Source organism: Vibrio hepatarius (genome assembly GCF_011806575.1).
Taxonomy (GTDB): Bacteria; Pseudomonadota; Gammaproteobacteria; order Enterobacterales; family Vibrionaceae; genus Vibrio; species Vibrio hepatarius_A.
The window spans coordinates 35,710-48,881 of record NZ_JAATOO010000020.1 but is presented as its reverse complement, the minus strand read 5'-3'; the positions used below and the strand labels follow the sequence as shown (position 1 = coordinate 48,881).

At 46.0% G+C, this 13,172-nt stretch carries 13 protein-coding genes; 8 read left to right on the top strand and 5 right to left on the bottom strand.

Annotated elements, in window-relative coordinates:
- The first annotated feature begins 4 nt into the window (after window positions 1-4).
- The 8 genes from HCZ42_RS15565 (at window position 5) to HCZ42_RS15530 (ending at window position 7,581) form a co-directional block, all read left to right on the top strand.
- Window positions 5-982 carry a transketolase family protein gene (locus HCZ42_RS15565; RefSeq protein WP_167421564.1) on the top strand — a complete coding sequence of 326 codons (978 nt, stop codon included), beginning with the start codon at window positions 5-7 and terminating at the stop codon, window positions 980-982.
- 14 nt (window positions 983-996) lie between these two features.
- Entirely contained in the window at window positions 997-2,031 is a 1,035-nt protein-coding gene (locus HCZ42_RS15560) for a zinc-dependent alcohol dehydrogenase (RefSeq protein WP_167421563.1), read from the top strand.
- A 109-nt stretch (window positions 2,032-2,140) separates the two neighbouring features.
- Window positions 2,141-2,611 (top strand): GFA family protein, encoded by a 471-nt coding sequence (locus tag HCZ42_RS15555; RefSeq protein ID WP_167421562.1) that lies wholly within the window; start codon window positions 2,141-2,143, stop codon window positions 2,609-2,611.
- 356 nt (window positions 2,612-2,967) lie between these two features.
- Complete coding sequence (locus HCZ42_RS15550) at window positions 2,968-3,984, top strand: helix-turn-helix transcriptional regulator (protein WP_167421561.1); 1,017 nt, start codon at window positions 2,968-2,970, stop codon at window positions 3,982-3,984.
- A gap of 1 nt (window position 3,985) precedes the next feature.
- On the top strand, window positions 3,986-4,996 hold the full coding sequence (locus HCZ42_RS15545; protein ID WP_167421560.1) for a zinc-dependent alcohol dehydrogenase: 1,011 nt from the start codon (window positions 3,986-3,988) through the stop codon (window positions 4,994-4,996).
- A gap of 195 nt (window positions 4,997-5,191) precedes the next feature.
- Entirely contained in the window at window positions 5,192-5,779 is a 588-nt protein-coding gene (locus HCZ42_RS15540) for a TetR/AcrR family transcriptional regulator (RefSeq protein WP_167421598.1), read from the top strand.
- A 108-nt stretch (window positions 5,780-5,887) separates the two neighbouring features.
- Complete coding sequence (locus HCZ42_RS15535; protein WP_167421597.1) at window positions 5,888-6,928, top strand: NADP-dependent oxidoreductase; 1,041 nt, start codon at window positions 5,888-5,890, stop codon at window positions 6,926-6,928.
- Between the two features lie 20 nt (window positions 6,929-6,948).
- Complete coding sequence (locus HCZ42_RS15530) at window positions 6,949-7,581, top strand: glutathione S-transferase family protein (protein WP_167421559.1); 633 nt, start codon at window positions 6,949-6,951, stop codon at window positions 7,579-7,581.
- Between the two features lie 92 nt (window positions 7,582-7,673).
- Here HCZ42_RS15530 and fucO read toward each other — a convergent pair whose 3' ends face one another.
- The 5 genes from fucO to fucI are packed head-to-tail and all read right to left on the bottom strand — an operon-like array spanning window position 7,674 to window position 13,164.
- Window positions 7,674-8,822: a lactaldehyde reductase gene (fucO, locus tag HCZ42_RS15525; RefSeq protein WP_167421558.1), complete on the bottom strand. Its 1,149-nt coding sequence runs from the start codon at window positions 8,820-8,822 to the stop codon at window positions 7,674-7,676.
- A gap of 13 nt (window positions 8,823-8,835) precedes the next feature.
- Window positions 8,836-9,483 (bottom strand): L-fuculose-phosphate aldolase, encoded by a 648-nt coding sequence (fucA, locus tag HCZ42_RS15520; RefSeq protein WP_167421557.1) that lies wholly within the window; start codon window positions 9,481-9,483, stop codon window positions 8,836-8,838.
- An 11-nt stretch (window positions 9,484-9,494) separates the two neighbouring features.
- The gene (fucU, locus tag HCZ42_RS15515) at window positions 9,495-9,926 is read right to left on the bottom strand and encodes an L-fucose mutarotase (protein WP_167421556.1); all 432 of its coding nucleotides are present in this window, start codon (window positions 9,924-9,926) and stop codon (window positions 9,495-9,497) included.
- Entirely contained in the window at window positions 9,919-11,373 is a 1,455-nt protein-coding gene (fucK, locus tag HCZ42_RS15510) for an L-fuculokinase (protein ID WP_167421555.1), read from the bottom strand. The genes fucU and fucK overlap by 8 nt, the downstream gene beginning before the upstream one ends.
- A 42-nt stretch (window positions 11,374-11,415) precedes the next feature.
- Window positions 11,416-13,164 (bottom strand): L-fucose isomerase, encoded by a 1,749-nt coding sequence (gene fucI / locus HCZ42_RS15505; RefSeq protein WP_167421554.1) that lies wholly within the window; start codon window positions 13,162-13,164, stop codon window positions 11,416-11,418.
- Window positions 13,165-13,172: the final 8 nt, after the last annotated feature.

The window sequence follows — 13,172 nt, the reverse complement described above, 5'->3', positions numbered from 1 at the left end:
AACCATGGGTGTAAAACTAGCAAACATTAACGAAAAATACGAAGACACATTAGCTTCGGTTTACAGCGCTTACCTTTACGAAGGTTTGGGCAGAACGGATGATATCGTCCATGTTGAATGTGATTTAGGCTTATCACTGTTTAAATTTGACATGATGAACTTCTTGGAAAATTACCCGACAAGGCTCATCAATGTGGGGATCGCAGAAGCCAATGCGATTGGTTTCGCGGCAGGGCTTTCACAAGAAGGCTTTGTGTCCTACGTGCACTCGTTTGGTCCATTTATGTCTCGCCGCGTGATGGATCAAGTTTTTATCTCCGGAGCATACTCAAAAGCGAACGTTAAGATTCTTGGTACCGATCCTGGTGTCAGCGCAGCGTTTAATGGTGGCACACATATGCCATTTGAAGATATCGCTGTCATGCGCTCGATTCCTGAAATCAAAATTGTTGAGATCACCGACAATGTTGCCGCCAAAGCGCTTTTTCCTCAGATCGAAAAAGATTACGGCATGTATTACATCCGTATGGTTCGTTCGAATGTTGAGAAAGTGTACGAAGAAGGTTCCACATTTGAAATTGGTAAAGGTAACGTACTGCAGGATGGTTCTGACGTTACGATCATCGCTTACGGAGTGACGGTTCCTGAGTCATTAAAAGCGGCGAAATTGTTAGAGGAACAAGGTATCTCTGCTCGTGTTGTTGACATGTTTACAATCCGTCCTCTTGACCGTGATTTGGTCGTTAAGTGTGCCAAAGAAACTGGTGCCATTGTTACCGCAGAAAATCACAGTGTGAATGGTGGTCTAGGTGACGCAGTGACTCAGGTTGTGATGCAAGAACATATTTGTCCGGTTGAGCGAGTTGCTGTTCTTGAGCGCTTTGGTCAAACAGGTGATATGCAATTTTTGAAAGAAGAGTACGGTTTAACAGCCGGCAACATTGCTAAAGCCGCTAAACAGGCTATCAGCAAAAAGCAATAACTAGGAGTATTGTCATGAAAAGAAAATGTGCTGTTCTAACCGAACCTAAAAAATTTCAGATCATCGAAGAAGAATTGCCTCAAGTACAGCCACATGAAGTCCTTGTGGAAGTTGAAGCGATAGGTTTATGTCACTCAGATATGCCAACGTATCTTGGCGATAGTCAGCTTGGTTTTGATAAGCGCGGTCATATGGCAATGATCAAAGACATTCAATATCCTGCCCATATTGGCCATGAATCTGTTGGTATTATCAAAGAAATTGGCAGTGACGTGACAGACTACAAAGTAGGTGACTATGTTGCGTTCATGCCTGCTGTCGCTGGCTTTTCATCGCACTTGGTTGTACCAACTGCTTTCTGTATTCCAATTCCAAGTGAGGTGCCACGCGAAGAGCTAAAATATTGCCTGGCTGAACCATTAATGTGTGTGGGTAATATCGTTAAAGTCGCGAATCCAAGCTTAGGTGAAACGGTTGCCGTTGTTGGCTGTGGCATGATGGGATTATTGACTATCGCGGGTCTAAAACACAGTGCGGCGAGTAAAATCATCGCCGTTGATGTACAGGAAAGTCGCTTAGAGCTTGCGCGCAAATTTGGCGCAACTCATACGATCAACCCAACACAATGTGACTTAACGGATATGGTTGATGAGTTAACCAATAACCTAGGGGCAGATGTCGTCGTAGAAATTACAGGTAGTCTACGTGGCCTCAAAACAGCACTGAAAGTTATTCGATACGGTGACTTGTTAGGGGCGGCTGGACGAGGCAAAGTGCTCATTCCATCGTTGTATTCAAGAGAAGAAACTTGGGATCCAGAAATCGGCTATGAATTAGCATATCGTTCACCAGTGCTGCATTCGGTACACCCGCTGTATGCTGAAGATTACATCAAAGTCGCGAAGGAAAGTATCGAAGCTTGTACAAAAGGTATCTTGCCTATCAAGGATCTGATTACCCATGAGTTTGCGCTTGAAGATATTCAGGATGGGTTTGATCTGATGGAGAGCGGTGATCCTAGCTATATCAAAGGTATCATCAAACCATAATGCGCTAACTTTGACCGATAAAAAGCAGCCCGATAGCGGAACTTCGCCGCTAACGGGCTTTATCTCGTCCGATGCGAGTTGCCTATAATGACCGTCTAAGAGTCAATCTATGATCAAATATTTAACTACACCTCAGCACGCAACATGTCAATGTGGAGCCTGTTCATTCGAATTGGCGGAGTCTACGGCTGTTGCTAGATTTATATGTCACTGCACCATTTGCCAGCAATTTAACAATAATCGCTTTGCAGACGTGACGTTATTCAAAGCCAAAGCATTACAATCAAGCTCTTATGATAATGTTGAGTTTAAAAAATACAGATTGCCGCCAAATATCAACCGTGGGGTGTGTAAGCTGTGCGGTGAACCAGCGCTTGAAATCGGTGGGGTAGGGCCAGTAAAAATCGCTTTTATACCGACAAATAATTTTAAGGACTCTGGCGAACTACCACCTCCAGCGATCCATATGTTTTACCATCGACGTATTGAAGACATCGTGGATGACTTGCCGAAATACGAAGGCTACGTAAGCAGTGAGCTTGCCGTCATGAAATTAATGTATGGAGTACTTAAAGCTTAGCGATAAGGCAGCAAAACGGATTGGTTGCTGTCATGCTATCTATGTACTGTTTTGGTATTAGGCTTGCTCATACTCTAGCTGCATACTATATAAGGGAATATGCGACTGAATCATTCACATGGCTTATCCAATCTTTTTATTTTATTTGCCTTTTATAGGAGTGTTCATTCATTGGTAATCTTGGTTACTCTCGACAAAGGTGAACACGCTGCACGTAAGCGCACTTCAGTTGTTGATAGTATGTAACATTTTGGGTAATGTGAAATTCATATAAATAATCGTAACATTGTATTAACTTAGTGCTATGTGCTGCTAGGTTGTAATTTTTGAGATGTTCGTGTTGTAGAGTGGATTTTATGCCGGAAGTAATGGTTATTTCTGAAAACAGAATGTTGCTAAAAAGCCTTAGTCATTTACTCAAAACAGAGCATCAGATAAAACCACGATTGGTCTATTACAGTGCAGATGCTTTAGATAGTTTTGTTGCGTATAAACCGCACTTTGTCATCATCGACGCCCATGTGATGGTACCTCTCAACACCTTAATTCATGACTTTTCTCAAAGCGGGAAAGACTTCAAGGTTATTGTTATTGACGATGGAGAAGAGCGAAAAACGCGAAACAATGTCGTGTTTGTTTCTAAGGATGAGTTAGCGCATGTTAGTCGCTACATAGACAATCGAGTAGTCGATAGTGGCGAGTCAATCTCGGAGCAACGTGATCGAGATGCAGAACGAGAAACGAGGAAGGTTTCATTTATTGATCACTATGAATTGTTTAAGAGTGTATTCGTTAGCGCTATAAATAATGATGCTAACTTACTTAACGAACAACTGAGATTCGTTTACTTTGAGACGGTTTCAACTCATCACGATAGAGATGTGGTTCCACAACTAAGAGAATTTTCTGCTTTCACCTGTGAACTATTTAAGTTCGTATTAGACCCAAATCTCAAACCCAGTCATCACAGCTTTATCTCTATTGAACACGAGTTTAACGAGATGAATCGTTTCTTTACGCAAGTATCGACAGGGCTGAAATCGCGAAACTTATCTGACAATGTCAAAAAATCAATAACTTATGTCTTTGACCATTACGATAAGGAGCTCTCTCTTGATGGAATGGCCGAGCATCTGAACATCTCTAAGCCCTACCTCAGCCGAGTATTTAAAGCTGAGTTGGGGATGACATTCTTAGAGTTACTGCAGTGCTTGAGAGTGTTTATCGCTAAGCAATATCTCTTTGAATACCAGCACAATATCAGTGAGATCTCAGAAAAAGTTGGCTATCTAGATCCTCATTACTTTTCGCGGTTATTCAAAAAGCATACGGGCCTATCTCCTAAAGAGTACCGCGAACAGATGAGAAAATAAGATGAAAGCACTGGTAAGAACGAAATTTGAAACGCTCGACATCGTTGAGGTTGAAACGCCTCAGCTCAAAGAGAAAGACGATATAAAGATCAGGATGGTGTATTCAAGTTTTTGTCGTGACGATATGCGTTTTGAAGATAAGTCTGACATCTTTGCCCATACCGGAATTATGGGACATGAAGCGGTAGGCATCATTGAAGAGTTGGGCGAGTATGCCCAGTATTCGGGGTTTTCTGTTGGTGATTTGGTGATGGTATTACCGTGGAGCTTTTGTGGACATTGCCATTACTGTCTTGCACAAAAACCACAACATTGTAATCAATCACATATACATCAGGGGACAATTTGCCAATTTATCGTCCGTAGTTGTCGGCAAGTGATCAAAGTGCCCAATAAACTCAACTACAAACACGCGATTATGATGGAGCCTGTTGGAGCGATAGTTGAAGCGCTATCGACACTCAATATCAGCTACAGCACTAGAGTTGCGATTATTGGTGGAGGGTTCATTGGCCAGAGTTTTGTTAAGTTTATTAAACTGCGTGGCGCGCGTGAGATTACTGTCATTGAGCCAGTGGCGGAAAGGCGCGAGCAAGCCTTGAAATATGGGGCTGACTTTGTCATTGACCCAAACTCTTCTGATTTTCATTTTGACCTTTCTGATTGTTGTGACCACGAGGGTTACAACGTAATTATAGAAACGTCTTCGGATATCAATATGATAGAAACCACGCTGCCGTACTTGTCTAAAGGTGGAGCGATGAAAATCTTTACTTACTACGGCAGTAAAGAAAAAGTCACGTTGCCTCTTCTCAACTTGTACGCATCCAATATCACCATTAGCTGGACCAGTTTATGTGGTATTGAAAGTGTTCTGACCGCTGCGCACATGATCGAGAAGTTGTCATTGGATGACTTGATTACGGCAGAGTTTGATTTTGATGATGCGATCACTGCCTTTGAGGCGTACAAAACGCTTGAACATTTTAAAATCGGTATAAAGAATTTTTAAATATCAGCAGAGTGAACGAATTTCCTACGTTGATTCTTCTTGTGGGTGTATCAGTGTTTTCAGCGGTTTCTTCAGACAATTCAACAGTATGACCAAAGAACCATATCCCTTGTAAGAAACACACTTGTACTTCCAATAATATTTTCATCATGATTTTTCTAGACGACTGGTCTAATTGGATCTATTATGCCCGCCATGAACGCAAAAACAAACGACACACGTCAACACATCTTACAAGTCGGTTACGACCTTATCGTGACCAAAGGCTTTACCAGTGTTGGTCTATCTGAACTACTGAAAACAGCCAATGTGCCGAAGGGTTCTTTTTATCACTATTTTAAGTCGAAAGAACACTTTGGTGAGTCGCTGATTCAAGACTATTTCACCAATTATCTGAGCGATATTGCGCAGCTGTTTGAGAATCCGGCAAAGACAGGCTATCAGTCTTTGACCGAGTATTTTGAACGTTGGCTGGAGTTGGATAATGGTTGCTGCAACGCGAATAAGTGTTTGATTGTAAAACTCAGTGCGGAAGTGTCTGATTTATCAGAGCCTATGCGCTTAGCGTTGAGATGTGGTGCGGATAAGATTATTGCTGCAATCGCTCAATGTATAGAAAAAGGCATTGTAGATGGCTCTATCGACGTCAAAGATAGCGAAAAAGCCGCACACCAAATCTATTATGTTTGGGTTGGTGCCAGCCTATTGAATAAGTTGTACCAAGACCAATCAGGGCTGAAACAGTGCCTAGAAAACACCAAATTGTTGCTCAAAGGGCAGTAAAAACTGCCTGAAAATCACCGCTGATCTGTTTGGCGGTTTTTTTGAAATAATTACTAGACGACTGGTCTAATTGATTAGTCCAAATCAGGAGAACTTCCTATGTCACCTATGCAAAAGTCACCTTCGCAAAACAACCGCCGTATTGTACTCGCGTCACGCCCTCATGGTGCACCAGAGTCTGACAACTTTCGACTCGAAACCGTAGACAAACCAGTACCGCAAGACGGTGAAATGCTGCTGCGCAGTGTGTACCTTTCTTTAGACCCATACATGCGTGGCCGCATGAGCGATGCGAAATCTTACGCTGAACCTGTAGCGATCGACGAAGTGATGGTCGGCGGTACGGTATGTCAGGTTGAAGTGTCTCGTCATCCCGACTTTGAAGAGGGCGATTGGGTGTTGGCTTACACGGGTTGGCAAGACTATGGCATCTCGAACGGTGAAGGTTTGATCAACTTAGGTAAGAACCCAGCACAACCTTCTTATGCGCTAGGCATTATGGGTATGCCAGGTTTTACTGCGTACATGGGCTTACTTGATATCGGTCAGCCAAGAGCTGGCGAAACGCTCGTCGTAGCGGCAGCAACTGGGCCGGTAGGTGCTACCGTTGGTCAGATTGGTAAAATCAAAGGCTGCCGCGTAATCGGTGTAGCGGGTGGTGAAGAAAAATGCCGTTACGCGAAAGAGGTTCTAGGCTTTGATGAGTGTCTTGACCACTACGCAAATGATTTCGCTCAGCAATTGGAAGCGGTATGTGACAAGGGTATCGACGTCTATTTTGAAAACGTAGGCGGCAAAGTGTTTGATGCGGTTCTACCATTGCTTAACACTGGTGCTCGAGTGCCACTGTGTGGTCTTGTCTCTCAATACAATGCGACGTCGTTGCCTGAAGGACCAGACCGTTTAGCGCTATTGATGGGTCAGTTATTGGTAAAACGCATTAAGATGCAAGGCTTCATCATCTTTGACGACTATGCTCACCGCTACAATGAATTCGCTGAAGACATGACCAAATGGTTGGCGGAAGGCCGAATTCAATACAAAGAGCAAGTGGTTGAAGGACTAGAAAATGCGCCAGAAGCATTCAAAGGTCTGCTAGAAGGGAAGAACTTCGGCAAACTTGTGATTAAAACTAACGAACCACTATAAGCGTTAAACGGGAAAGTAAAATGATTAAACTTCACCACTTAAATCAGTCTCGCTCAAAGCGAATCATCTGGTTACTTGAAGAGCTAGGGCTAGAATATGAAGTCGTTGCTTACCAGCGTGATAGCGTCACTTTTCTCGCCCCGCCAGAGCTTAAAAGTGTTCATCCATTAGGTAAGTCTCCGGTGATTGAGGAAGACGGTATCGTCATCACTGAGTCAGGTGCGATTACCGAGTATCTGATTGAAAAATACGGTGCTGACAAGTTAGCGCCAAAGCGTGGCACTCAAGCGTATACCGAATATCTGCAGTGGCTTCACTTTGCAGAAAGCTCGGCGATTTTGCCGCTTCTGCTTAAAGTGTTTGTCGCGAAAGATGGTGCAGAAATGAACTTTCTTGATGGCTACGCAGAGGTAGAAACTCAAAAAGTGATGAGCTACTTTGATGCGAGCTTAGAAGGTAAGACTTACTTAGTTGAAGAGCGTCTAACAGGTGCTGATATCATGATGTCGTTTATTGCTGAGATGCTTTATAAGTTTGGTATGCTGGAGCAATTTAGCAATATTAAGCGTTACGCCGCACGACTGGAAGAGCATCCTGCTTACCAAAAAGCGAATGCTATCGAAGCGGATTACGATGTGACTGTAAGCCACTAAGTCTGACGTTTTAGATTCAAATTTACGCCCATACATAACAAAAGCCGCTGTGTTTCAGCGGCTTTTTTGATCTTAAGGTTCGGTTCAGACGTTTATAAACATTCCAGATACAGCGCTTCGATCTCGCTGGCGGTCGGCTGGCGAGGGTTGCCACCTATACATGGATCGGCAAGAGCTTTGTCAATCCAACTCTGGAAATCTTGTTGCTTGATGCCGAGACTCGAAAATCCAGCAGGAATACCGACGCGCTTCGAAAGTTGGCGAATCAAATCTACCGCCAATTCCGCTGCTTGTTGGTCATCAAGCGGATCGGTTTTTCCACCCATCACATTGGCAATATCGCGGAAACGTTCCGGGCATTGCTTCGCGTTGAACGCACAGACCTTAGGCAGTAGTATCGCGTTACACACACCATGCGGAAGGTTGTGCGTTGCGCCCGGCTGGTGAGCCATCGCGTGAACCAGGCCTAACCCTGCACTATTAAATGCCATGCCCGCAAGGAACTGGGCGTTAGCGAGTTCTTCACGCGCTTTGAGGTTTTGACCATCTTCCACAGCGATAGGTAACCACTGGCTGATCAAACGAATCGCTTCTAACGCGGTTGGCTTGGTTAGCGTGTGCGCACCCGGTGTCACGTAAGCTTCGACGGCGTGTGTCAGCGCATCCATCCCTGTTGCCGCGGTTACATGGCTAGGTAGATTGACCATTAAGGTTGGGTCATTGACGGCGATGTCAGGAATCTGTTTTGAGTCGATGATGACCATTTTGACTTGACGTGTTTCATCGGTGATCACCGAGTTCGAGGTCATTTCCGCCGCCGTTCCGGCTGTGGTGTTGATCGCGATAAAGAAATCACCCGCGTGCTGAACTTTGCCGATTCCGTCGTAGTTGACAATATCACCCGCGTTGGCCGCCACGATGCGAATCGCTTTTGCGCAGTCCACTGGGCTGCCACCACCAACGGCGATGAAGCAGTCGCACTCAGAGTCAATGTAGGTTGAAAGACCTTCACGCACCAGTGTGGCTGTCGGGTTTGGAGTCACTTTGTCAAACAACACATAATCGATTGATGCTTGATCAAGCAACTCAAACAGATGATCCAAAATCCCTAGCTCTACAAGGTTGTTGTCGGTGACGACCAACGCTCGTTTTACGGGTTGCTGGCTTAGCGTTGCGATCGCATCATCAACGGCGCCAACGCCGGAATAGCTGAGCTTTGGAAGGTTTAAAGCAAAAGCCATAACTTACTCCTGATTACTTTTCGACGCGTAGACCGTAAGACTTGAATTTTTCCAGTACCACTTGCATTGAAGCATCGTCCAGCGTTGGGACATCTGGGTTAATCGCAAGTGCTTTCAGGTATAGGTCAGCCAGTACTTCGACTTCATGTGCCAGCCACAGGGCTTTGTCTAGGTTCGCTTCACCAGCAATTAAACCGTGATGCTGGAGTAAAATTGCTTTGCTCTTAGAAATGCCTTCTTCAACATATTTAGCGAGTTGAGAGCTACCGAAAGTTGCGTACGGCACACAAGGGATTTCTGTCGCGCCCGATGCCGCGATCATGTAGTGAATCGCTGGGATCGATTTGTTCAAGATCGAGACCGCCGCACAGTTGATCGCATGGTTGTGTACTACCGCGTTCATGTCTGGGCGGTGCTGGTAACACGTTAGGTGGAACAGCCATTCTGAAGAGGGAAGCTTACCTTCTTCAAAGGTGCCGTCTTCTGCGACATAAACAATTTGCTCAGGAGTTAACTTTTCGTAAGGGATGCCGGTTGGCGTGATCAGCATACCGTTGTCAAAGCGCACGCTGACGTTACCGGCGGTGCCTTGATTAAGACCCAAGCGGGTCATTTCTAAACAGGTATCGATAATTTGTTGAGAGAGTTCAATTCGATTCATTTCATTAATCCTTAAATGCTGGTTACGCCTTTCTTGAGAATGATGTTGCCGTACTTCGCTGTTTCTCCGGTGAGTACCACGGCGTAGCACTGCTTTACGCGCTCGTAGAATGCATAGCGCTCAATACGTTGAATGTGGTTGCGGTTTACTTGTACTGCTGACATAGCTTGGCAATATTTCGCTTCCACACTTGGGTCAAGTTCATCGCCAATCACGGCTTGCATCATTACCAGTGGTTGCGGTACGTATTGGTCCAATTCGAATAACGGAGTGACACCTTCGAGTAAGGTATCGACGCCAACGCCGTCGCAGCGAATCACGTTGTTGCTGAAGGTATGCGCCGGAAAATGGGCATCGGCGAATAGGATTTCATCGCCGTGTCCCATTTCTGACAGTGTGGCCAACAGTGCTGGCGAAATTGCAGGATGGATACCTTTAAGCATGGCTAAATTCCTGATTAACTGGCTTTTCGATAGATGTCGTTTGCGGAGAAACGACGCGAAGTTTGGGCTTCATGTTTTGTTGGGATTCGTTGATGGAACAGTAATAACCAGCGCCGTAAAAGGCGTACATTGCTGCGCCAATCACGGTCGCTTCTGCCTGTTCGACGATATGAAGCGGACGCTGCAACGCATTGGCGCGCAATTGGTTCCAGAGTGGGTTCTTGGTTCCGCCGCCAACCACAACGACTGGTCCTTCGTTGAGCTGGCACAATTGATTGAGATAAGAAAAACGCTGCGCCAGTTGTTGGCTTAAACCTTCGAACACCGCGCGAACGATTTGGCCGCGAGAGGTATGGATAGACAGCCCTTCGATCGAGCCTTGACCGATACCATTTTCGTCAACCGCTAGATTGGGTTTAAACACCACGCCACCAGCTGCTAAGCCAGCCTCTTCTGCTTCTTGAATCATGGTAGCGTATAGCTCGCTAGACCCTTGTTCTGCCCCGTAGAACTGTTTGGCGACCCATTCAACCACAGCGCTGGAGAGCCATTGAATCGCAGGGTTGTATAACCCTTTTTGTGAGTCGAGCTCGACGGTAACACCATTTGTTAATGCTTGTTGATTCAAGGCTGGGCGTTGGCTGCGTGCCATTAGTATTTCCCAAGTTCCCGAACTTAAAAACGCTTGGTTTTCTTCTGCGCCAGAGCCTACTAGGGCAAATTGTGTATCGTGACCCGCAGAAATGACAGGCGTACCAGAGACCAAGCCCAATTCTTGAGCGGCGTCTTGGCTGAGTAATCCCACCTGTTCACCCGCCATAACAAGCGGCGCAAAGTGGCTTGGCGCTAGGCCGAGATAGTCCAATGCCTTTTTATTCCAGTCACACATGCTAAGGTCTGTCAGCATCGATGTACCCGCCATGGTGTAGTCGGTGGTCATGACGCCTGTTAGCTTGTGGGTGATCATAGATGAAATAAAGACAAACTTGTCCATCTTAGCGTAGACGTTTGGCTGATGTTTTTTAAGCCAACGTAGCTTGTAGAGGGTATTGAAGCTGTAATCACCAATGCCGTTATCTTGATACAGGTCTAAACGGTCGAGCTCTTGCTCAACCTTATTCATCATCGGTATCGTTCTTGGGCATTTCCAAGAAATGATGGGGTAAAGTTGTTTTCCGTCACTATCAAAAGGTGCGCCGTCGACACCAAATGTGGTTACCGTTACAGCTAGGATGTTTTGTGCGCCGACTTGATTCACGACGTGCTTACCGCACTCGACCAACTTCTGCCATATGTCGTCAAAATCCCAGATGTGAAAATCTGGATTTTTCGCGTCGCATTTGGTTGCGTTTTTGATGAAGTGAGACGCGACGATTGCCCCTTTGGGATCAATCGCGATAGCACGTAAGTTCGTCGCTCCACAATCTAAAACAATCACTACGGACATAGAGACTCCTAAAAGGGCGGGAGAGTCTCCCGCCGATAGTGGTTACTTGTACAAAGGACCGAAGTTCGCGCAAGCGCGGTAGTCTTGGCCTTCTTTGTCCTGACCAAATGCCGTCCACGTGTGAGGTCGGAAGATCTCTTGTTCTTCAACGTTGTGCATCGCAACTGGGATACGCAACATAGACGCCAGCGTAATCAAGTCAGCACCGACATGGCCGTAAGTGATAACACAGTGGTTCGCGCCCCAATTAGCCATCACTGAGTAAACGTCTTTAAACGCACCCTCTCCGGTGATGCGAGGAGCAAACCAAGTGGTTGGCCAAGTTGGGTTGGTACGCTCGTTCAGCGTTTCATGCACCTCGGCTGGTAAGGTCACTGAGTGACCTTCCGCGATTTGCAGCACAGGGCCGATGCCTTTGATGATGTTGATGCGGTGCATCGTAAATGGCATACCACCGTGAGTGAGGAAGTTGGAAGAGAAACCGCCGCCACGGAAGTATTCAACATCGGCTGGTGGCCACTGCGTTGCGCTTAAACATGCTTCAGCGTCTTGCGCGCTCATTTCCCAGTGAGGTTTGAAGACAGACGAGCCTTGCTCATCGCGCGCTTCACCACAGCCATCCAGTGCCGCCGAACCTGAGTTAATTAAGTGAATCAACCCGGATTCAGGGCGATAGCCACTGACGCGCTCAACCGAGTCTTGCGACCAGTATGTACGAACGTCACAGAATACTTGCGCCTGACCGGTCAGCATTTTGCCAAACAGCATGTTTACGCCATTTAAACAGTCGTTTTCAGTCGCAATCGCGAACGGTTCACGGATACCATTCCAGTCAAACGTAGAGTTAAGCACCGCTTCGCTAAAGTCGCCGTTTGGTAGGTGATCGGTCCAATGACGTTGGCCTTGGAAGCCACCAGCAACTGCGTTATGTCCCATCGCTTCTTCTGCGTAACCCATCTCTGCCAGTTTCGGGTTACCGACCATCAGGTCCCGCATGATCATGGTCATTTTGACCACTGTTTCCCAATCGTCAGTTTTGCGTTCTTCGGTCATCGGTACGCGGTTGTAATCTTTACCTTCTTTGCAATGCTCTTTTGCCCACGATAACGCCAGTTCAAATTCTTCCTTATCGAAGATTTCACGGTCTAAACGGCGCTTGATTTCCGTCATATCGACATACTCATTGCGCATGCCTAAGTAGTGTTGGAAGAACGGTTGGTCCACGATGGAACCCGCGATCCCCATAGATACAGAACCCATTGATAGATAAGACTTACCGCGAATCGTCGCAACAGTCAGACCAGCGCGGCAGAAACGCAGAATCTTATCCTGAACATCAGTTGGGATAGAGGTGTCATCTTTGTCTTGGACTTCTTCACCGTAGATAGAAAACGCGGGCAAACCAAGCTGCGAGTGACCAGCCATTGCTGCGGCTAGATAAACCGCCCCTGGGCGCTCAGTGCCGTTAAAGCCCCAAATCGCTTTTGGTAGATGCGGATCCATATCCAGCGTTTGTGTGCCGTAACACCAACAAGGCGTTACTGTAATGGAGAGACCAACGTTCTTACGTTTGAATTTTTCAGCGCATGCTGCTGCTTCTGCAACACCACCAATGGTTGTATCTGCGATGACACATTCGACTTTTTCACCGCTAACATGGCGTACATTTTCAATGATGAAATTTGCCAGATTGTTAGCCATGTTCATTGTTTGATCTTCAAGAGATTCACGAACACCAAGACGACGACCGTCGATGGTAGGGCGAATACCGATTTTTACTAAGTTACTCATTTTTTGAT

What these genes read in the sequence shown, in the direction of transcription:
- HCZ42_RS15565 (WP_167421564.1), top strand. Translation starts at nt 5, where the DNA reads ATGGGTGTAAAACTAGCAAACATTAACGAAAAATACGAAGACACATTA.
- HCZ42_RS15560 (WP_167421563.1), top strand. Translation starts at nt 997, where the DNA reads ATGAAAAGAAAATGTGCTGTTCTAACCGAACCTAAAAAATTTCAGATC.
- HCZ42_RS15555 (WP_167421562.1), top strand. Translation starts at nt 2,141, where the DNA reads ATGATCAAATATTTAACTACACCTCAGCACGCAACATGTCAATGTGGA.
- HCZ42_RS15550 (WP_167421561.1), top strand. Translation starts at nt 2,968, where the DNA reads ATGCCGGAAGTAATGGTTATTTCTGAAAACAGAATGTTGCTAAAAAGC.
- HCZ42_RS15545 (WP_167421560.1), top strand. Translation starts at nt 3,986, where the DNA reads ATGAAAGCACTGGTAAGAACGAAATTTGAAACGCTCGACATCGTTGAG.
- HCZ42_RS15540 (WP_167421598.1), top strand. Translation starts at nt 5,192, where the DNA reads ATGAACGCAAAAACAAACGACACACGTCAACACATCTTACAAGTCGGT.
- HCZ42_RS15535 (WP_167421597.1), top strand. Translation starts at nt 5,888, where the DNA reads ATGCAAAAGTCACCTTCGCAAAACAACCGCCGTATTGTACTCGCGTCA.
- HCZ42_RS15530 (WP_167421559.1), top strand. Translation starts at nt 6,949, where the DNA reads ATGATTAAACTTCACCACTTAAATCAGTCTCGCTCAAAGCGAATCATC.
- fucO (WP_167421558.1), bottom strand. Translation starts at nt 8,822, where the DNA reads ATGGCTTTTGCTTTAAACCTTCCAAAGCTCAGCTATTCCGGCGTTGGC.
- fucA (WP_167421557.1), bottom strand. Translation starts at nt 9,483, where the DNA reads ATGAATCGAATTGAACTCTCTCAACAAATTATCGATACCTGTTTAGAA.
- fucU (WP_167421556.1), bottom strand. Translation starts at nt 9,926, where the DNA reads ATGCTTAAAGGTATCCATCCTGCAATTTCGCCAGCACTGTTGGCCACA.
- fucK (WP_167421555.1), bottom strand. Translation starts at nt 11,373, where the DNA reads ATGTCCGTAGTGATTGTTTTAGATTGTGGAGCGACGAACTTACGTGCT.
- fucI (WP_167421554.1), bottom strand. Translation starts at nt 13,164, where the DNA reads ATGAGTAACTTAGTAAAAATCGGTATTCGCCCTACCATCGACGGTCGT.